Source organism: Ornithinibacillus liuyingii, assembly GCF_055550225.1.
The window spans coordinates 182217-204505 of record NZ_JBPWOS010000006.1 but is presented as its reverse complement, the minus strand read 5'-3'; the positions used below and the strand labels follow the sequence as shown (position 1 = coordinate 204505).

15 protein-coding genes are annotated in these 22289 nt (G+C 38.0%); 4 read left to right on the top strand and 11 right to left on the bottom strand.

What is annotated here, in order from left to right; genetic code table 11:
* Positions 1-358: 358 nt before the first annotated feature.
* Positions 359-1621, bottom strand: coding sequence for a LamG-like jellyroll fold domain-containing protein (locus tag ACSKT4_RS10085; protein WP_465823335.1), 1263 nt, complete (start codon positions 1619-1621; stop codon positions 359-361).
* 438 nt (positions 1622-2059) lie between these two features.
* On the opposite strand from ACSKT4_RS10085, the gene ACSKT4_RS10080 reads away from it, so the two are divergent.
* The gene (locus ACSKT4_RS10080; RefSeq protein ID WP_186867933.1) at positions 2060-2257 is read left to right on the top strand and encodes a helix-turn-helix transcriptional regulator; all 198 of its coding nucleotides are present in this window, start codon (positions 2060-2062) and stop codon (positions 2255-2257) included.
* Positions 2257-2718: a DUF3278 domain-containing protein gene (locus ACSKT4_RS10075; protein WP_465823334.1), complete on the top strand. Its 462-nt coding sequence runs from the start codon at positions 2257-2259 to the stop codon at positions 2716-2718. Before ACSKT4_RS10080 ends, ACSKT4_RS10075 begins: the two co-directional genes overlap by 1 nt.
* A 164-nt stretch (positions 2719-2882) precedes the next feature.
* On the opposite strand, the gene ACSKT4_RS10070 is transcribed toward ACSKT4_RS10075, so the two are convergent.
* The 7 genes from ACSKT4_RS10070 to ACSKT4_RS10040 form a co-directional block, all read right to left on the bottom strand.
* Positions 2883-5228 carry a beta-glucosidase gene (locus tag ACSKT4_RS10070; RefSeq protein ID WP_465823332.1) on the bottom strand — a complete coding sequence of 782 codons (2346 nt, stop codon included), beginning with the start codon at positions 5226-5228 and terminating at the stop codon, positions 2883-2885.
* Positions 5229-7997, bottom strand: coding sequence for a glycoside hydrolase family 3 N-terminal domain-containing protein (locus tag ACSKT4_RS10065; RefSeq protein ID WP_465823331.1), 2769 nt, complete (start codon positions 7995-7997; stop codon positions 5229-5231).
* Positions 7998-8400: 403 nt separating this feature from the next.
* The gene (locus tag ACSKT4_RS10060) at positions 8401-10767 is read right to left on the bottom strand and encodes a GH39 family glycosyl hydrolase (RefSeq protein ID WP_465823330.1); all 2367 of its coding nucleotides are present in this window, start codon (positions 10765-10767) and stop codon (positions 8401-8403) included.
* Positions 10768-10988: 221 nt separating this feature from the next.
* Positions 10989-11762, bottom strand: coding sequence for a hypothetical protein (locus tag ACSKT4_RS10055; protein ID WP_465823328.1), 774 nt, complete (start codon positions 11760-11762; stop codon positions 10989-10991).
* 2 nt (positions 11763-11764) lie between these two features.
* Positions 11765-12490 (bottom strand): hypothetical protein, encoded by a 726-nt coding sequence (locus ACSKT4_RS10050; RefSeq protein WP_465823327.1) that lies wholly within the window; start codon positions 12488-12490, stop codon positions 11765-11767.
* A gap of 77 nt (positions 12491-12567) precedes the next feature.
* Positions 12568-13074 (bottom strand): LURP-one-related/scramblase family protein, encoded by a 507-nt coding sequence (locus tag ACSKT4_RS10045; RefSeq protein ID WP_465823325.1) that lies wholly within the window; start codon positions 13072-13074, stop codon positions 12568-12570.
* Between the two features lie 543 nt (positions 13075-13617).
* Positions 13618-15552 (bottom strand): endonuclease MutS2, encoded by a 1935-nt coding sequence (locus ACSKT4_RS10040; protein WP_465823324.1) that lies wholly within the window; start codon positions 15550-15552, stop codon positions 13618-13620.
* Between the two features lie 1108 nt (positions 15553-16660).
* Here ACSKT4_RS10040 and ACSKT4_RS10035 point away from each other — a divergent pair.
* Both ACSKT4_RS10035 and ACSKT4_RS10030 read left to right on the top strand, forming a co-directional pair.
* On the top strand, positions 16661-17569 hold the full coding sequence (locus ACSKT4_RS10035; protein WP_465823322.1) for a prephenate dehydratase: 909 nt from the start codon (positions 16661-16663) through the stop codon (positions 17567-17569).
* Positions 17547-18785 carry a dicarboxylate/amino acid:cation symporter gene (locus ACSKT4_RS10030; RefSeq protein WP_465823321.1) on the top strand — a complete coding sequence of 413 codons (1239 nt, stop codon included), beginning with the start codon at positions 17547-17549 and terminating at the stop codon, positions 18783-18785. Before ACSKT4_RS10035 ends, ACSKT4_RS10030 begins: the two co-directional genes overlap by 23 nt.
* A 77-nt stretch (positions 18786-18862) precedes the next feature.
* Here ACSKT4_RS10030 and ACSKT4_RS10025 read toward each other — a convergent pair whose 3' ends face one another.
* From ACSKT4_RS10025 to ACSKT4_RS10015, 3 genes are read right to left on the bottom strand one after another with little or no spacing between them, the layout of a single operon-like run.
* Positions 18863-19969, bottom strand: coding sequence for a BRCT domain-containing protein (locus ACSKT4_RS10025; protein ID WP_465823320.1), 1107 nt, complete (start codon positions 19967-19969; stop codon positions 18863-18865).
* Positions 19970-19997: 28 nt separating this feature from the next.
* Positions 19998-20432 carry a hypothetical protein gene (locus ACSKT4_RS10020; protein WP_465823319.1) on the bottom strand — a complete coding sequence of 145 codons (435 nt, stop codon included), beginning with the start codon at positions 20430-20432 and terminating at the stop codon, positions 19998-20000.
* A gap of 19 nt (positions 20433-20451) precedes the next feature.
* Entirely contained in the window at positions 20452-22134 is a 1683-nt protein-coding gene (locus tag ACSKT4_RS10015) for a restriction endonuclease (protein ID WP_465823318.1), read from the bottom strand.
* Positions 22135-22289: the final 155 nt, after the last annotated feature.

The window sequence follows — 22289 nt, the reverse complement described above, 5'->3', positions numbered from 1 at the left end:
TAATCAGTTATATACGTTAGATAAGAAGGCGATCTATAAAGGTCGCTTTTTCTCATAATAGAGTTCCATTAATATATTCGGAGTATTATGTTAGTGCTGAGATAGAATTATTAAGCTAACGGGTTTTCTTACAGTTTGATTCCTCCTCCCGCGCTATTAACGTCCATCCAGACTTAGGGTAAGTTAAATGGCTTATGATATGACTAGTATCTTTCACATCGGTTCTCAGAATTTATGTGGTTGATGAGAAATATATCGATAAAATTATTTGTAACCATTATTGGTAAAGGATCTAGACCAACGTGTTTTAACAGGTAAAAAAGAAGACACTGGAGTTATATCCAATGCCCTTAAATTGTTATCTATTTTCACTCATAATCATCCAATGTTGTCCAAAGGGATCTTTAAAATCTAAGAAAATCGCAAATCCTTCGTCTCTCACTAGCAAATTTGTCGCGCCGGCAGAAGCTAATTGTGCATGTAGCTCTTCCATCTCATGTTTTGTCTTGAAAACAAAAGGCGCATACCTATTTTGTTCAACAAAATCCCCATCTGCTCCATCTATAACCAATACAGGTCCTTTATATAGAGATAGTATTACAAAATAATCCTCTTCTACAAGTGACTTAAAGTTTAGTAAACTCTTATACCATTTTACTGCCTTTTGTAATTCTGTCCTAGGCAATATCATTCGAACAGCATCAACAAATTCGAGGGCAGGGATTCTTTCCTCTGCCATCTCTAATTGTTGTAAAGGACCAGGCTTCCATCCTTGTTCTAAAAAAAGAGCATTCACTTCAGCATTATTAATTGTTCGGTTATATATTCGTATGTCGTCTATCCTGCCATGGAAAAAGAAATACGGTTCGTCTGTTGATTTTCTTCCTATATAAATTGGTTCATGGTGATGAGGTGTGAATTGACCTTCTTTCTCGGCCACCAATTCCCCATTTACATATTTATAGAACCGCTGATCCTTATAAGTAATTACAACATGGTACCAATATTCTTTGATTATTTTTTTATTCATCGACAGATCTGGATCAAGTAAAAAACGATGGAACGTCATGTATTCATCCTTCGTACTCAGTTGGAAAATTCTATTCTGTTTTTGGCCATCTTGCGAAATGATCGCACTGTGCCATCCATCAAATGAAGTTTGGGCATCGTAATAACACCATAATGATATAGAAAATTCTTTTTCAGATAGAGCGGGGGGAGCATTGATAACCACATAATCATCTTCCCCATCAAAATATAGTGCTCTTCCTTCTAAACCAAATCTGTCCTTACAAAATAATGCCCCTTCTAATCGTCCATGCCTATTATTCCCGCTACTATCTTGAACATCTCCTTCGAACAAATACTCCAATACAAGGTCTTTCCGTAAATCAATATATCTCTCCGCTCGACCGAAGAACGTATCAATCGAGACTCCAAAAATATCGGAAAGCTGTGGTAAAAGTAACATGTCTGGAAAAGACTGTCCATTCTCCCATTTGCTTACTGCTTGATTACTAACACCTAACCGCTTTGCAAGTTGCTCCTGAGTTAACCCACATTTCTTTCTTAACCAACTAATATTATGACTTAGCTCAGAACTCATTTTATTCTCGTTCACCGGATCACCCCATTCCTTTTGTTGCCCCTATTATAATAAATTCAATTGCAATAATGTATAACGTAAAAGTTGACATTCTTTATGCTTTGTATCAACTTATGGTTGAATAGAGGGTTGGCGTTTCAACTACATCTAACATTCTTACTAGAGATAAGTTACTAATCTAGTATGTTTTATATACCTTTTGAAACCATTGGACTCTATTTCGGAACCTTTGTTGAACATAAATTCTTAGCACCTGACAATTAAATAAGTGTAAATATAAATGACTGTAGAATTATAGTGTGAAAAACCTGTAAATAACCTCTATATATTTTCTTAGCAAAATTTTTTCTCGACTCCTTAATTAAAAAAGTTTTGACTTCCTGACACATTCAATGTAATATATAAATTGCATATGCAAGATATATATTACATTGAATTGAGTAGGGTAGGATAATGAGAAATAATGTGAAAATAACTCGAATGAAAACTTCAATGACCCAAGAGCAATTAGCAAGAAAAGTTGGTGTAACTAGACAGACGATTGGACTTATAGAGAAAGGAGAATATAATCCTAGTCTTCAACTCTGCGTTGCCATAGCAAAAGAACTAAATAAAACGTTAGATGATTTATTCTGGGAGGTAGAAAACTAATGAAATCTTGGTTATCGTTTTTATTACCAGATGATGAGTATCGGGAGAAAAGAGCTTTATATTTTTTATTTGAAGGATCTGTAATCCTCTTACTATTTTTAATCGGTATATTCATTATTAACAGGTATGTAACCTATTTTCAGATAGATTTAGAGTTTGCGCTATTTATAGCTATCTGGATCTTTTTAGGCTACGTTTTCTTAAGATATATTACTTCGGGTATGGAGTATACAGACATTTCTACGGAAAAGGCTTATAAAAAGCAATTAAAAGTAATTCTTACTAAGTCATGTGGATTTGTCATTATATTTCACCTTTTATACCTAGTTTTTATGTTTCCTAACAGTATCAGTGAATGGTATGAAATGATAGCCGTATCGATTATAGGTGGCTTAATCTTATTTTTCGTGGATTATATTTCCTTAAAGAATTCCTATAAAAAGAATAAAGAATTAGTATAAAACTTATCGTCTCTTAAGATCAATGCTGCCACTCTTTTCTTACAAAAAAATAATTGCTATAACACAAAAATAAAGTGCTAATTTCCACTTAGCACTTTATTATTAATACTATTCTACTTTACTTAGAATTCTACCCATCTCCACGAACTATGAATATATACCTTCTACCTGAAATTAATCAGTTTTAGGACCCGATCAACCATCTTCTCACTAATCTTTCCTTGGCTGAACCGAGGGATCTGGCGGAAGGGCATGTTCATGACGAACATGACATTATTCGCTAGTAAAGGCTTGCGGATGAAAAATAGGAACTTTTTAGCGAGTAACACCACGATATAAAGAAGCTTTCCAAACCCTTTTTTGTATTTTCCTTGGGCAATCGTATCATTATAGCCAAGCTTAGCCTTCCGATCCCATAATGGGTTTGGAGGTGTCCACCCAAGTAATTGATGAAATGCTTCATCACCGATATGGTGAACATCTGCTTGATAATACGGTTTAAGCGCTTCTTTATTATAATGATGCTCCGTGTCATCACCTTGCACCTCTACAACAGCAGATAATCGTATATCATCGATCGAACTACCAACCTGTATTTCATATGAGCCTGTTTCTATCGACCAGCAATGATGAAAGGAATTATAATACGAAAATGCATGGTCATCTAATTCGATTTTCACTTCCTTTGATTCGCCTGGCTCTAAATGAACCTTGATAAAACCTTTTAGCTCTTTATTAGCCCGGAACACGCTTGCGTTAGTCGGCTTGATGTAGAGCTGTGCAACCTCTTCACCCGCTACTTCGCCAATATTACGAATCGTAAAGGTAGCAGATTGTTCACTAACCCTTAAATCGCTATAAGCAAACTCGGTATACGATAAACCATGCCCAAACGGGAACAGGACAGGTACCTTTTTCGTATCAAAATAGCGATACCCAATATAGATACTCTCTCTATGCTCACTAGTAGCCTCTAAGCCGGGATAATATGGTGCTGACGGTATATCCTCATACTTTAGGGCATATGTCTCTGCCAGCTTCCCACTTGGATTATAATCCCCAAGCAAGACATCACGAATAGCAGTAGCACCACCTTGACCACCTAGATACCCATGGACAATCGCCTGCACATCCTCTGCAAAAGGCATCTCAATTGCTGAACCGCCGGATAACACAACGACTATATGATCATGTACGTTTGCTAATTCCTTCACCAATTCTAGCTGGTTATCCCTTAGCTTCATATCAGCGCGATCAATACCTTCTGCTTCACTACCTTCATCTAGACCAAGGAACAACAACACAACCTCTGCTTCTTGGGCTAATTTTAATGCTCGTTTTTTCAGGGACTCGCTTTTTCCACCAAAACGTTTAAACCCTTGTTCATACCCGATAATGGCTAAGTCTGTTGCTTGTAAAGCATCCAATGCATTATCTAACTTAGTCGGATTAATCAAGGAGCTTCCCGCACCTTGATATCGAGGATTTTCAGCGAAATCACCAATGATCGCAACTTTTTGCTCTTTTTTTAATGGCAGCGTAGCCTTATCATTTTTTAACAGAACAATCGATTTTCTCGCCGCCTCGATTGCTTTTTGATGATGCTCCTCGTAATCAACCTTTTCCGTATCCTGCAATGCATTGGTCGTTTCAAAGATGAGCTGAAGCATTCGCTCCACCGCTTCATCTAACACTTCTTCCTGGAGTTCTCCGGTTTGAACTGCTTCTACGATCTCTTTATCGGTAATTCCTCCAGTAGATGGCATTTCGAGCTGATTTCCTGCTTTTAGACCTTCGACGCGATCATTATTTCCACCCCAATCGGTCACCGCAACTCCTTGGAAATCCCACTCTCCGTACAAAATATCCTGCATGAGGTGATGGTTTTCATTCGCGTACTCGCCATTTACTTTATTGTAGGAGGTCATGATCGTTTTGGGCTTGCCTTCCTCAACTGCATAACGAAATCCTTCCAAGTAAATCTCACGCAATGCCCGTTCATCCACTACCTCATCAATCGTCATCCGCATATGCTCTTGGCTATTGACTGCATAGTGCTTCGGACAAGCAGCGATTCCGTGCGACTGAATTCCTTTTACCATATTTGCCGCAAGCTTCCCAGTTAAATAGGGATCTTCCGAGAAATATTCAAAATTCCGGCCACAAAGCGGATTTCGTTTAATATTTAACCCAGGACCAAGTAATACACTCACTTGCTCACTAGCTGCTTCTTTCCCTAAATACGAACCCACTTCCTGAATTAAATCTAAATCCCAGCTGTTGGCTAGTGTTGCTGCTGTTGGAAAACAAGTGGCCGGAATACTTTTGTTAAGGCCTAAATGATCTGCCTTTCCACCTTGCTTGCGTAATCCATGAGGGCCATCCGTCAGCATGATAGATGGAATACGAAGCCGTTCGATCTGCTTCGTATTCCAAAAATTTTCCCCGGACATTAAGGATGCTTTTTCCTCTAGTGTCATGTTTGCTATTAACTCTTTATAATTCGTCATTTAATCCACCTTATTTGTTTGTAAGATAAAGTAACTAATATTGTGGACAGCATTTCTCAGTCCAAGTAGTGTACCTGCTTCGTCCTCTTCTAAATACTGCTTCAGTTCTTTTTCAAATTTATTATCCCAACTAAAGTTGATTGGGAATGCTAGCATTAGGTCATTACCCGCATGAATGGCTTGGTGTGGATCGAAATGATTCCCTTGTGGTCCTATACCTGCATCGGTAATCACAAAGCCTTCAAAACCCCATTCCTCTCGTAGTAAGTCAGTTAGTAATGCACGATTACCACCTGCCCATGTTGTGCCAATTCGGTTAAATGCCGACATAGCACCATATGGATTTCCTTCCTTCACTGCAATTTCAAATGGCTTAAAGTATATTTCCCGTAATGCTTGCTCTGTTGCCCAAACGTACAAACCATTCGCCGCTCGGTTCGTTTCTTGATCGTTTCCAGCAAAATGCTTAAATACCGCAACAGTACCAGTGCTTTGTAGCCCTCTCGTATAAGCAGCAGAAAGCTTACCAGAAATATAAGGATCCTCTGAATAATATTCAAAGTTTCTTCCACCTAATGGGGAACGGTGCATGTTCATTGATGGTGCATACACGGCATCTACATCATACGCGACTGCTTCTTGCCCCATCGCAACACCCATCTGTTCAATCAACTCATCATTCCATGTACTTGCCATGTTGACCCCAACAGGGAAAGCAACAGATGACCAGCTTTCAAAGAATGAGCGAATACTTGCTGGCCCATCATACATCGTTGTAGCCGGTACTCCCAATCGTTTTACTGGCTCTGTCCAGTACCCACCATCACCAACTAGTTTTACCATTTCCTTTGCTGTAAACTGATCTAAAAATTCCTCCCAAAGTGGATCATGATAATCCAAGCCCTTTAGATCAGCAAGCTCCACCCCATTGTCCGCACCAGTTGTAGGTGCTTCTTCCGTAGACGGCTCCACTTTGTACTCAGCAGTATCTACCACCACTTCCGGAATGAGGTACTCCTCTTCTGTAGGTGCTTTCGGGAAGGTATCCTCTGGGTTCGATCTAGATAAGTAAACTAAATCGCCCGCTGCATCCTCAAATAAATTACGAATTTCCGTACCGGTCGCCTGATCTTCTTTGATAACGACCGTCTCACCCACATTATACGCGAACTCCTCGACGATATCACGGATATGACGAGCTACTTTAATTTGATAATCGCCCGCTTCTAACACCCATGCCTCTTCCATTTCCTGATCATAAGAAGCCATATCGCTCGTTGCAAAGGTTACCGTTACAACCTCCGATTCACCGGGTGCTAGCTCACTTGTTTTCGCATAGCCACCAAGCTCAATGCTAGCCTTTTCTATTCCACCTTCTATAAATGGTGCCGAGAAGTACACTTGTACAACGTCCTTCGCTGCAAAATCTCCCGTATTCGTTACTTCCACGTCTACTGAAATCTCTTCATCATTAAATACCGTCTCCACCACTTCCCAATCAAAATCGGTATAGGATAGACCATAACCGAATGGGAATTGAACGGTTTCACTATATTCTGCATCATCTAAAAATGTCTCATAATAACGATATCCAACATAAATACCTTCTAAATTATTCGTGAAATAACGTCCTGTACCTTCCCCGTTTTCATCCACATATTCAAAATTCCCTGTATTGATGACCGCTGGATTGCTTTCTACATCATATGCATACGTATCTACGAGCTTACCAGATGGCGTTACATCACCAGTTAACGCCTTCGCAATCGCATGTGTTCCGTACTTCCCAGGTGCACCAACCCACATAACACTATCAATATTTTCATATTCCTCAATAAAGCCTAATTCAAAAGCATTAACCGTATTCACTAACACAATAATATGGTCAAAGTTCGCATCCAAAATATCTAATGTATCTCTTTCCTCCTGCTTCAAGCGTACATCCTCTACTTTCAGATCAATTGCCTCTGAACCAGTTCGCGAAATAACATACAATGCCGTATCAGAATAATCTACCGCTTCTTTTATAACATCCTCAGAAAGCTCATTTGCTGGCATTTCCTTTGTAAATTGTGGGATAAACCCAATTACATTTGGAAATAGCTTCTGCATTAATGATTTTCCAGGCTTTTCAAATGGCTCTGTACTTGCATTTCCGTCATAGATGAAATTACTGTAAAGGTTATATAGTGTTGTATTGTATTCAATATTTTGTTGATCAAACGCTAAATAAAGATCATCAACCTCGGAACTATCAATCGCTCCTGCTCCACCTCCACCAAATACCGGTTTCGCTGCTCCCGCTCCAAACACATTTATTTTCGTATCTTGAAGTGGTAAAAAATCGCTTTCATTTTTTAATAAAACGATACTTTCTGCCATCACTTGCTCTGCAACCGCTTTAGAAAATTCCGCTGCTTCTGCCTGTTCCGCTGTCATTGGAGCAGTTCTCTTCATATAAAAATTCGTATACGATCCAACTAATAAAAGAATAATTGCTGCCCATGTAGCCAATACATAAGGCCGTCTTCTTATCTTCTTATATTTCTTATATCCCTTTTTCTTCGCCTTTTTTTCTTTCTTGTCTTCCGTCGCGTTAATATCCTCTTTCCAGGACTCGATTTTTTGCTTTATTTCTTGCTTTTTAAGGGCTTTTTCCTCTTTCGGAAGCTTCCTCATTTCTTTCTTTTCCAATGTTACTTGCTTCGATCTTTCCTTGGCTTCTTCTTTGTAACCCTTCTTTAATTGTCGGTATTCCGATTTAGCCATTTCTCTTTTTCCCCCTATTACCTATATGTCTGTTTTAATCAAATGCATGAAAGCGGTAACATAAAATGTCACAATACGTTTACTATACATGGCAGAAGCATAAACATCATTCCAATAAAAGAGAAATTGCATTCCAATTATTGACTCTTAATCAAAACAACACACTATTCAATTCCCATTTCCATCGTATTGTTATTACGATTTTTGACATCACAACGAAAAGAGCCACCCGCATAGTTGCAGATGGCTCCATCTTAAAAAGATATAATTAGTACCGTCGCTTCAATTCAATTAACTGAATTTCGTGAGGCTGTAAACTCGTTGTCAGTGTATAATCCTCCCTAACCTCTACATCCTCCACATAAATTCCAGGCTCTGCTCGTCCCTTTAGGTAGCTAAGCGCTCAACGATCCAGAGTACTTGGTGCTCCCATTTCAACCCATGCATCATATGCAGAGCCTTTTTCGCGATTCACATACTGCTTTTTCACCGTATAGTTGCCCTGAATTCCTTTTAGCAAAATGGTATACTGCCGATCTCTTTCCTCTTCAAACACGGTATACCGATTATGCTCCGACAACTGGGAATAATCAAAGGTACGATACAAACGATTAGGATGTAAGTAGTGAAAGATAAGAATTTGGTAATCCTCGCCTCGTTTGGTCACAATCATATCCTCTCGCTTTAAAATTAGTTCCTCTCCCAGCTTACTTAAGAAGGAAAATCCATGGTAACCTGCCTTTTTAATTCCGTTATATGTCATCAAGCCAAACCCACCATGAAAAAGTGACATCTCCCGGCTAAACTCCTCAAATATATCGGTAAACGTCCAGTAGCCCATCCCTTTTACCTTCTCAAAGTTTTCAATAGAAGTCTTGACGATAAGGGGTGCCATATAACAGGTATCATGGAGTAAATCTTTACTATCACTATTACTATTCCATTCTGTTAACCATATCTCATCAGTAGTTGAGACTTCCTTACCCTTTCGAATAATGCTATCGATACTTTTAGTCAGATTATGTTCATCACCCAGCATAATGCTAGAAAATTGAGTCACATTTTCAGCGGAGATACTAGCTTTCTTGTCCGTATGCTTTATTTCTTCAGCCGGTTTTCTAGTAAAATTGTATACATGAGCAGAAAAGAAGTCTAACCCGATTCCTTCTTTCTCCGCCAGTTGGTTAAACGCTTTCAACCATTCCTCGTAACGGCTAAAATTAACACTACTAAAACCGCCTACTATTAGTTCCGAATCGATCGCTTTGATTGTTTTATATGTCTCCGCATATAACGTGAAGAATTCCTCTCTTGTTCCCCTCCAGAAATATTCAACCTCTGGCTCATTCCAAAATTCGAAATACCATGTCCTTACTTCATCAAGTCCGTAACGATTGATGACATGTCTAATAAAAGCATCGATTAGCTCCTTCCAACGAAGCATTTCCTTTGGCGGGGAAACATGGGCACCCCATAAGAAAATAGTCTCCGTAGTCGTTGCTAACTGCTTCGGCATAAACCCAATCTCTAAAAACGGCTTCACGTTCTCTTCTAGTAGATTATCGAGAACCACATCGATATTATGAAAATTAAAGTAATAGGATCCATCAGACTTTTCATTGTAAACAAGTAATCGATCTGTCAAAATATCATGGAACCGAACATAACGAAATCCAATTTCCTCTTGTATTTGATGAAGCTGGGCCTTAAAATCGGTTCTCAAAGCAAGGGGAGCATATCCAAATGTTAGTAAATTAGTAAAGGTATGCTCTATCCTTCTCTTTGTGTTCGTCAGGTCTACTGATAGATTTCTTGCTTCCGTCTTTACTACTGGTTGATTACTCTTCTTTCGATGTAAATATTTAAATAAGTTCGTTAGCGATTCACGATTATTAATACTTAGGTAATCCTTCGATACATGTTGTTCCAGTTCAAAATGGTAGTGCTCACGATACTCGCTAGGGGTAATCCCTAATATTTCTTTAAACACCCGATAATATGCTTTACTATCTGGAAATCCATACTTCAGCGCTATCTCTGTCACCGTTAAGTCCGTCGTTTGTAGTTCCATTAAAGACTTGTTCAGGCGCATACCATCTAATTTTTTCTTTATCGTGACGCCGACTTTGGCCTTAAAATACCGAGACAAATATTGCGGATTAAGCGAAAACGCTTCCGCAATATCTTGCAAGCTTAAATTGGATCTAGCAGAATGCATATTCATATATTTTAAGATTTCTAGCAAACGTTCGTCCTTCGCTAGCTCGTCATAATCCTCTTCCTGTGGGACTTCGAAATGTTCCATTAGAATAACGATAAGCTCTAATAACCACTTTTTCACTTTCAGTTCATATAAGTTTATTCGATTGATGGTTAAGTCCATCATATTAGCGAGGATAAACTTTAAGTCATCCATCACGCCTTTTGAGACATTCCCTAGATCCTTCGAATAGATAAAGAATCTTTTATGTTTGATATCCATATGTTGATCTCTTAGATAATCACTATTTATTTGCAAAACGAGTACATGGGTCTTTCCATAATCCGTTTTAGAATTAATAAAGTGCAGTTCACTACCATTCACAAGGAAAATGTCTCCCACTTCTAAATCGTAGCTATCCTGCCCAACCCGTATTTCAAGAGCACCTTCTAATACAAATAAAATCTCCATATCCTCGTGCCAGTGATAGGGGAAGTGTTCCACAGTATGGGTAAATACATTAATCGGCAGATCCTTTTTATAATTAATTTGCTCATATTCATAGTTCATGCTCTCAAAGCCTCTTCCTATAAACTGTTACATCAACTCTAGCATAGCAGAAATATTTTTACAATTTGGTAGAAGGGGAAAACGAGATAAGAAAGGGGCCTTGTTTCTGCTTATAGATAAAGACAGAAGGGACATCGGGGATTACCGTTGTGCCTTCTGTCTTGGAGCAAAGCATATATTACTGATAGATTTCACGTCCCCCTTAACAGAACTGACAAATCTCAAGGAGTGACAGGCGCCTCCAAGTCTGGTTCGTTAAGGATCATGATATGGTCGAGGTCGATTGGGACATCGGTATAATACCTACTGCCATTAAATGATCGTTCTAAAGAAAGCTCTACACCATCTTGATAAGAAGGAACCCAGCCAAACTGCATCATTTGGTCAGGGAAAACGGAGTTAAAGAATCCATTCGATGGAGAGGCTTTACCCATGTCATTAAATGCATTCATAACCCTAACCCATTCCTCCGGTAGCTTCATAACTCCATAGGACTCGTTAAGGGATACGGTTGTTCGCAATTCGATTTTAGGATAATACGTTTCTTTCTGGAGCCCTCCCCCATCACTCGTTATACGATAGCTTCGATCACGTAGGAGGAAGTAGTCCATTGTAGTCATCTTATCCTCCGGGTGAATATTCCACACGAAGTAATATGTCGACGGGTCTGCCGGATCAATTTTCCATACCATCGGCGTACCTCGCGAAGAAATCATGGAAACTCGCCATTTATGTTTATTCCAAACCCAATAGCTTAAACCATAATCATCCGTATCAGCTATAAAAGGCACCAAGACATGTCTTTCATCCAACACCAATGTATCTTGGATTACACTTGCGTCCACGTAAGGATCAACATCATTAAGCTCAACTAATAGCTCTTCCTTCGATGGAAAAGAAGTAGGCTTTGCGAGATAAAACCAATAAATCCCTCCCATTATTAGCACGAAGGCTACACCAATACCAATCATCTTCTTAATCATCTTCTTAATCATCTTCACTCCACCCCCTCAATGATGGATTCAGCAAAGCGAAAATAAAGCTGATTTTCGGCCGTTGTAATTAACAGACCCTTTCCATCATTTTCAATAAAGATAACGGAATGAAGACCACTGCCCCATGCGGCAGAAGCCCCAACCAACTGATAAGGGAATCGCTCATCTCTCTCATTCGTATCCACATGATTCATATAAGTATCCTGATACCATTTATCACTGTATACCGCTTCCGATTTCATCGTATGTAGTTCCTTATCTAATCTATCTATATTCAATGCCCCGTCCGCTATCGCTGACGGATGGATTGGAACAAGGGATGCATCTTCTATTCTGGCCATATATGTTGCTGGTTCCTCTTTCGGATACACGATATGATCAATCGGCATAGCAAGGAATGTTGACGCCAAAAAGATAAAGTTCGCCCAAAATCCTAACCAAGCGAACCGGCGATAAGCATGCCAGTTCTTATTTGTCCATTTAAACATAATATATAATGCCCAGACACCCAATGGTAGGATGGCCAATTTTACTAGTACATCAAATAAATGCAAATCAATAGAAAACGAAATAAGACCAATGAGGATAATCACCGCTATCTTCCATACCTTTGGTTTATCCGTTTGCCTCTGATATATTCGGTATGCTAAATAGGCAATAACACCCCAAACAAAACAACTAGCTACGATGGTGATCACATTATCCGGTAAGTTAAAGTTTATCTCCACCCAAGCTCCCCCTCTTGCTGTTTGACTTTCTGCTTCCCCTTCACAATTAATGGTAGATTAAGCTCCTATAGCCTTAATTAATTCGTCGTAATCGAGGAGTTAGCTGTCTTAGAATTGTCATCCTTCACACAATCAATCGCAACCACAATAGCAATCATAATCGTCTCCAACGCTTCATCCAATATCTCGACCTTGTAGCTGTCCCCCCATGACAACCATACCTTATTCACTTTCCCCACGACCTCACCATGCCGCTCTACTTGGAAATTCATATCCCACCAATTACCTCGAATTTCAATACCTACTGCATCAATCGTATAGCGAGCCTTGAAGAAGGAAATTTCCTTCTTAATCGTTAACACCTCTTGTCCATTCACCTCAACAAAAAACTTCGGCAAAAAGCTAAATACCTTCTTCGTAACCGTAGCAACTTCATCTCTAGCTGTATTCATAATCGAGAAGGTCTTAGGGACTTTCATGAAGCTGCCCTCCACGAAATAAACATCGTTCTCCTCTTGATCCTTCACCGCAAATTTCTCACCTATACTGAACACCTTTTGCTTAATATAGAGTTGTTTTGTCATGATATGCCTCCTACTTATTCTCCGTAAAATGTTGCTTCTTTTTCCATACTAACATAATATTCAATAAATCTTTCAAAATGGAATGATTTTTGGAGGTGCTATGTAAAGAACAGTCTATTAGGAAGGAATACGTACATTACTTCCCTGAATATTGAACTCTATACCGGATAAGAACGTCACATCACTGTTCGTCAATAACTATAAAGACTACTATATAGATCTAGACAAACCTGAAAAAGGCCGGCATAAGTTGTTATCATCGTTTAGGCGTAACAAGATAATATCTTTATAAATATGAAGTAACTCGAGAATGTATCACTCTCCGTTATTGTAAAAAAAGACAGCCCTACTTCTCTGTAAGGCTGTCTACTATTCTTCGTTATTCTGAGCAGCTTGATCATATTGGCAGTTGTTCCACCATCAAGGCCCATCCTCTTCCTTGCTATCTAAACAATGGATTTTCAAAAACCTATAAAAAAGCGACACAACTACGTATGTGTCACTTTTAGCAAATCTACTGCAGCACCCCCCATATTTCCCTCTTTACTCATCCTCCCTCTCCACTTCAATCATTAATCCCTCTACATATTTCCGATTCATTAACCGACTTTTCTTTCGATACTCTTTAGACTTAAAGATTTGATCAAAATCGTATCCCTCTGGATAAAGCGCACTAGCTTTTATATGAAGCTTCAGCAATTTATGATTGATTGTTTTTTTCTCTCCTTTGATTTGAACTACGTAATTCCCCATACTGTCAGGTCCTTTATAAACAATCCCAGTCTCCCCGTTTGGCGAAATCCTTACGTTATCCCCTTGGTCAAACTGAGCTATCTCCGTTTGAATCTTTTCTTTCTTCACCGCTCTTACATAGCGGTTGACTACGATTTGCTTTTGATAGCTTTGCTTAAATTCTTCATTTTCTTCATAAATGAAGGGCTTTTGCTTATCTTTATACGTAAGATGAAAAGCCCGCTCCACCAATTTTGGATGCATTCCTAGTTTCATCGCAATTGGGAATGCTTGGCTATTCCCAGCTTCACCTACAATTAGTCTGTATGTTGGCTGAAGTGTATGCAAATCGAACTCCATCGAACCATTGATAAAGCCTTCCTTATTCTGTGCTAAGCTTTTTAATTCGCTGTAATGGGTAGTAGCAAGTAAAGTCGCACCTTTATCTACGAGCTGCTCCATGATGACTTGCGCTAGTGCCATCCCTTCATTCGGATCCGTACCTGAGCCGAGTTCGTCCAATAGAACGAGCGTGTTATCGTTTGTTTCCTCCAAGACATTGATAATATTCTTTAATCTTGAACTAAAGGTACTCAAGTTTTCATCGATACTTTGGCCGTCGCCCATATCTACAAAGATTTTTCCGAATAAGTGAATCGAACTTCCTTCCGCTGCTGGAATCATTAGTCCAGTCTGAGCCATCATACATAACAATCCCACCGTTTTTAGCGTAACGGTCTTCCCTCCCGTATTCGGACCAGTAATGACAAGGGCACGTGCCAATCGGTCTAGATGAACAGACAGTGGCACTACATTTCCCTTTAACATGGGGTGGCGAGCATTTTTTAAATGGATATCGTATGTTTCATTTAAGATGGGCAGGACACCATCAATTGATAGGCCGTGCTTCGCTTTAGCAAACAGGACATCATAATGAAGCATCGTATCCATTGCGATTTTGATTTCTTGTTCCTTTTCTAGAATCATCCCTGTAAGGGTGTATAAAATTTGTTGTACCTCGTTTTCCTCCGTCATCCGTAGTAGTTCTACCTCTCCTTGTATTTCAGCAACTACTTTTGGCGCAATAAACACCGTTGCCCCAGATGATGATACATCGACGACGTGACCGTCTATTTTATTTTTATAGGCTGCTTTTACTTGAAGTACGTAACTACCGTTCTTTTCAACAATATGCTTTTCCTGCAAGTAGTCTGCTATACGTTTGGATTTCGCAGCTGCCTCCGCATTTTCCTTCGCTTCTTTTTCCCGTTGGCTAATCAGTCTTCTAACCTTCGCAAGCTCAGGGGTTGCGTAGTCGTCAATCTGGCCATATTTTAAACAACGGGCTAATTCATCCTCGATTCCTTGAAGATCTTCAATCGACCATACATAAGTTGATATCGTTGGCGCAATATGTTCCTTATCCCGCATGAATCGCTTTAATTTTCTACAATGATCCAAAAAGGTTTGAATGTTTACTAACTGCTCCGCCCTTAAAGCAAGCCCCTTATGCCCTTGCTCCAAATAAATATCCACATCATCAAGTGAATGAATTGGCACACTGGCACTTATCTTCAAGACTCCGATTGCTTCCTTTATTTCCTCCTGCATTCTTTCCAATTGCTTTTTATTTTGAATCGGATGGCTTTCTATTATTTTTTGCTTCCCTTTTGTTGTTAACGCAAATTGTGAAACTTCTTCTAAAATCCGCTTATATTCAAGCTTTTCGATCGTATTTTGATTCATTGTCTTTTCCTCGCTTTCAATGAAAATAAAAAAACCGTCTCAAGCCTATGCTTAAGACGGTTGCAAGAATCCCTTCACTAGTGTGATTTAGATAGATGTCCCTTTAACGAAACATCTACATAAGAGAACCTTCCATCAACGGGAACTCCCCTGATGGTAAGTGGACCAATCCCGGTGTTAGCGTCCCTTATCTTCCTGTTTAGAAGGGGGAAACTGTCGGTTTCACCGCGATAAAAAAAAGCTATGGCAAAAACAGCCATAGCTTTAAGTCCGTATCTTAACTTATCCGCTTAGTAGCCTGTTCTTAATTCACCTTGAAAAGGACAACACAAATAGACTAGCTAAATCGCTAGTTTTTTGAACCTTTTCAAGCTATCCAATTATGGATTAATTAAGAACATGCACACTCATAGTAACAATCTCCTTTTAGTGAAGGGTTGTATTCTGTTACCTATTATATCATAAGTAATGGGGAAGGTTCTACTGGTCAAATCATACAATAGTAAAACCATCGCTTTTTTAAATAAATTAACGTAGAGAAGTGCGCATGCGGTTATCTCAGCTGAATCTTTTTACAACAAATGACTTTATTCACTCATTAGATTTCCTACTGATCGTCAGGGAAATCCCTATGCTATAAAAACAGTTTGTAGCGAAGTTTTCTTTCTTCCGAGAGAAATATTTTTCCCTTCCGAAAGTATTCACAGCTATCTTCAAAGCGTCATACTAAAAAATTCTTATTGACAACACACAAACAAGTCGTTAGAATTTATTTAACAATCAAAGGATTCGAGTGATAATTATGTTAGAGCATACATCCCAACAATTAAATCAGTTCTTTTTTAGCTATTTTAGATAACGTCTATATGCCATCACGGATATAGACGACCTATATCTAAGATGGCTGATTAGCATGTAAAAATGTTTAACCAGTCACAGGAGAAATCGAAGTGGCTGGTTTTTAATATTTTCTAGACCATTTACGTTTCTCTCCTTTTCCAGAGGCTGAAGCATAAATGGTCTTTTTTTTACACTTTAAGAAAGTACAAAAGTTTTAAGGAATAAAGTATAAGCAAAACCAGGGCAATCCGCGTCTTTCAGTATTGGCTTGCCAAGTTTTCTTATCATCATTAGAGGAGTGAGTATATTGTTAATTGGTTATCAAGGTGTGGAAGGTAGTTACAGTTCGATTGCATGTCAAAAGTTTAGCGGGGAAAATAATTATCAGACAAGAGGTTTTCGTACCTTTCGATCATTAGTGGATGCATTGCTCCATGATGAAGTTGACTATATTGCTCTACCAGTAGAAAACTCAACAACCGGTCCTATTACAAGAACGATCGATTTGTTGAAGTATTTAGATGTAGCCGCTACAGATGAAATCTATGTAAAAATTGGTCACGCACTCATTACAAAGCATCCAATCGAGCTGTCGGAGATCACCAAAGTATATTCACATCCAGAAGCACTGGAGCAATGCTATACATATTTAAGCCAGTATCCTCATATCGAGGTGTTCGAATATACGGATACGGCTAGTGCAGTTAAACTAGTTAAAAATTCAAAGGATAACACCATCGCCAGCATAGCAGGTAGCCACGCTGCAGAATTGTATGGCATGACAGTGATTCAAGAAAATATTAGCGACAATCCATTCAATACAACACGTTTCTTATTCTTTAAAAAGCAAAAGGCTCGAGTGAATCAAGTACAAGATAAAACATCTATTTACGTCGAAACAACTCACAGCACTGGCTCACTAAGCGATATTTTAAACATTTTTAAACAGCATGATACGAATTTACTCAACTTAATTTCCCGACCAACTCAAACGAAGCCGTTCGTATATGGATTCTTTATCGATATTGATAGCGGTCTTGGTAACGAATCTCTCAAGATGGCTTTAGAAGAGTTAGAAGATAGTTGCACTTATATCAATATTTTAGGCAGTTACCGTAAAGGTAAAAACCCAACATACAAAGGAGCCCTACAAAATGAAACAACTATTAACAGCTAAAAAACACTTATTCACCCGCATTGCGATTGGATTCGGACTCGGAATCCTGTTTGGTATACTTTTACCCGAACTCGCTATTCAAGCAAAGTTCGTCGGCGATATTTACTTAAATTTAATTAAGATGATGATTATTCCTATTATTTTCGTAGCAGTCTCCACTGGTATTATCAATATTGGCAGTTCCAATGATCTCGGTCGAATTGGCTTTAAGAGTATAGTTGTCTTTGTTGTCATGTTTATCACCACAGCAGCAATAAGTTTAGTCATTTCCTACTTAATTCGTCCTGGTCAGAAAATTAATATCGATGCGGTCGGCTATGATGGTGAAATCACCGAACCAAGCTTTGCCGATTTCTTTATGAATATCGTACCAAGTAATCTATTTCAGGCGATTTCTGAAGGGGATATTCTGGCAACCATCTTATTTACGCTTATTTTCTCCGTAGCCATTGTGGTGATTGGGAAAGAGGCCGATCCAGTCAGAACGTTTATCAACAGTTTGTCCAAAGTCATTTTTAAAATTCTTGATTTCATCATGGAACTAACACCCATCGGAATTATTTCTCTGATGGCATTCGCCACTGCTGAATATGGTGCTAGTATTTTCTCTGCACTTGGTTTATATATTTTCACAGCATATTTCGCATGTATTATCGTATTTATCCTTGTTATGTTACTTCCTGCTTGGTTATATAGTAAACTCAATCCGATTGATTTTATTAAAGGGATTTATAAAGTGTGGCTTGTATCTCTATCTACAACAAGTTCTGCTGTAACGATGCCAACAACCATGCGAGTAACCAGAAATGACTTTAAAGTTTCCGAATCCATTACTAACTTTGTTATACCATTGGGAACGACCATTAATATGGCCGGTGGAGCAGTATCGTTTAGTCTACTTGCTGTCTTTGTATCCGACTTTTACAATATTCCACTCGGGGTTGGCCAAATTATTTATCTCGTTATTATCGCAACGATTTTAAATATGGCAGCACCCGGCATTCCAGGCGGGGGAATTGTACTCGGGGCATCATTCCTTACCCTTCTTAATCTACCGGTTGAATTAATGGGCCCTATCGCAGCCATCTATCGATTACTTGATATGGCTTATACGACCATGAACATTACTGGTGATGCCACCGCAGCAGTTCTTATTGATAGATCGGAGGAGAAGCAGGCTTTAAAATTGGAAAGTTCGGGAGCCTTAAATATGTAGAAAAAAAACTAGCATTGGGATGTGATTCTCAATGCTGTTTTCTTGTGACTAGCAAACTACTTATTAACTATTCATTACTAACTCAAAATCATTCTATTAAACTTGGACAATGGAATAGCAATTATTTGCATTTCTTTAGCCTTTTCTAAAAGGACATACTCCCTATCGTCTGAATGAATAATAAAATCCACCTTATAACCATTGGTTCCTTTATTAATGCCAACTACCTCCATATGATTAATGAGAATATCTTCCACTTTCTTTTGTATCCTAAATGGTAGCAATGCTATATTAACTAATTTTCCTCTTAATTCAGGAATCTTAGTGTAAGTTATTTTTTCGTTTCTAGTTTCCTTGGTTGCAGCAACACTTTGCCGCACAATAGTAGCCGTCTCTAAATTTAAATCCTTTGATACTGCATCTATGAACCATTCATCTGTCTGTATTTCAATATCTAACTCCCTAGCTTTTTCTAACTTACTACCTGGCTTTTCTCCACAAATCAATAAATCTGTTTTAGAAGATACGCTTCCGGTTACGATTGCACCACACTTTGTTGCTATCTCTTTCATTAGGATTCTAGGAAAGGGACTTGCACCCGTAAACACTAATCTCTTTCCTTGAAAAACTGAACTTTCTCCTTCCACGTTAGCGGTGGCTTCAACAAATTTATTAAATTTTTTGGGAGGAACTTTGTATAAAGGTATCCATGTTTTAGGATCAACCTTTTTAATCACCTCAAAAAGCGCGTAAACATCATCTATTGCAATATGAGTTAATGAAAGATCAATCTCATAATAATGTACTAGATATTCTAATGAATAAGAAAACAAATTAGGATTAGCATACTTGATAGCCCGCACAGAATCGTAACATTCGTAATTCTCTTCTAACCAACCATAATGAACGAGAAACTTTCTATCAAAAGAAACATTATGAGCTACTATGGGGTATTGATATGTATTGATTATATGTTGGAAACGCTCCTGCATTACTTGATTTTCAGATATATTCTTGTATCCTTCCCCCATTCCTAGGTGGCGAATCTTTTCATCATATACTTCCGCAATATGTTCACTTAGAATTACTCTACCCTCCTTAATTACCAATAATGCTACTTCATATATTCCGGAGTCCACATCAAAATCACCAGTCTCAATGTCCAATAAAATCATATTATCCATTATTATTCCCCCCTCGTAACCTTAACCCCTAATTATAGGTACAGCGAATACCATATTCATCTAATAGATAGTTATCCAGATCATCTTTTCTATCAAAAATGATTGAAATTCTATCAGATAGAAGATGGTAATGTTCACTAAATAAACTTTTTCTTATCGTAAAAGTGATAGATAGATTTTTACCATTTTTATTTTTATATTGAACGGTATCTTTATAGACCGGTTTATACTGATATCTATTTATCTCTTTTCCATTTTCTCTAACTATTATTAGTGCATTATTTTTTATATTTTGATATTGCAACTCTTGATAGTCATATAAGCCTTTTGAACTCCAATAATCTTTCCCTTCAACAAGATGTAATTCCATCATTTCCTCATGCATGAATCCTGTCACAAATACTAATTCTCCATTTATATCTAAAATCGCACTATCTAATTCATCGATTCTATTTTGCAACATATGGAATCCCCCTATTCATTTATTGCCCAATATTACTTTCCTTTTCTTTAATTACTTTCTTCGCTTCCTTCAAATCTATCTTCGCCCTATGACCATGCTTCTGTAATAGGTGCAATAAATTATTACCATTAATCAAAGTAAGTGGCTTATCTTTAGCAAAACTGTATGCATCAGGTCCATAATCAGCAGTAGATACTAAAATTCCTTTAGTAGCACCCTCGTTCATAACGGTTCCATATAAATCTCTGACAGCTGAAACACCAACTACATTTGTATATCTTTTTGCTTGAATTACAATTTTCCCTCCTCTGATAGGATCAGGATCGAACGCTACTGCATCAACTCCACCATCTCTACTAGCTCTAGTAATCTTCACTTCACCACCAGATTGATTAAATTCCTTTTCAAAGATTTCCCTTATTAAATGCTCAAATTCCTGCCAATCCATAGCCGCTATATTGTTGGTTTCACTTAATGAATCCATCACATCATAAGAAGATACAAAGCGTGGATCATCACGATTTATTGTAATAATTGGCGCTATCGGTGTAAGACTATTCAACTTGCTACTTCCAATTCCCTTAAAGTTTTTAAAACACAGCTTAGGGTCAACCTGCGATAAATTGACTTTTATAAACTCTTCTTTCGATACTTGTATTGATAGAATACATGCGGTTACTTTATTACCTAAAGCCTTATCAATCGATTCAACCCATCCATTAAACACAATCGAATCAATATAATTTGCCACATCCGCTTCAAACAGCTCGTGTATGGAGCGTAATGTTATTTGATATAGTAAACTATCATATATTTTGTTTATAGCAGTTGCAGTTAAATATGACTCTTTAAACTCATCTCTTGATTGAATATATTTTACATCTCTGACCGTTGGTAAATTATCCGGAGATGGCAATGAATAATCAACAATCAATACATGATTGTTTGGGTTATAATCGACATCATATTCCTGGGGAAAGTAATCTGGATATCTTGATTTAGATAAGACCATATCACAATAATCAACAATTGCTGATGGTAACCCTTTTTCATAGTTATGCTTCTGATTATCAATTGCATTATTTTTCTCTTTTTGTTCTCTTTTAAATTCCGCTTCCTTCTTTAGCCAAGCATCTAAGTTTGCTTCATTTTGAGCTGTAATATCCTCGTTTTTATCGTTTATCTCTTCTACCTCTTTTTCCCATTTTCCTAAATCCTCTTCATATAACTTTTTCATATTTATTATTTTTTTGTTTTTACTAGACTTAAAAAAGATATCTATAATATTTAATTTAGGGATATATTTTGTACTCTCCTCTATTGGCTTATCTGGTAAGGATATATGTTCTATCTCAACTGGTTGAGGCTCATCAAATTCTGTATAATCCTTTAAATTTTCCCAGTCTATTGCACCATCTTCTTCAAGACTAAAGGTCAAAATACCCTCTAATTCCTTTATTTTCTCTTCTGCTTCACTCGTTAACTGTAATGCTAGCGTCTTTTTAGCCTCCTTTTCTCTAGCAGCAGCCTCTCTTTCGTCTTTCTTTAATTGACTTTCCAGTTTTTTCTTCCACATTTCCTCCCATTGCAATTCTTGGTATCTTGCTTTCTGCCTAACAACATAAGGGTCAGATCCTTTTATTAACCTATATTTATTTAACCCATCATGCCTAATCTCAATTTCATACATGCGCCTTCCCATCGAAACTCCTCCAAACATTTAATTATCAATTAAATAACAAAAGGGCATGACAACTTTATATCCACGTTGTCATGCCCTAGTAAGATGATTGCTTGTGTGATTTCACTTACATAATATCACAATATTCTACAAATTAATATCACTTTAATATTTCA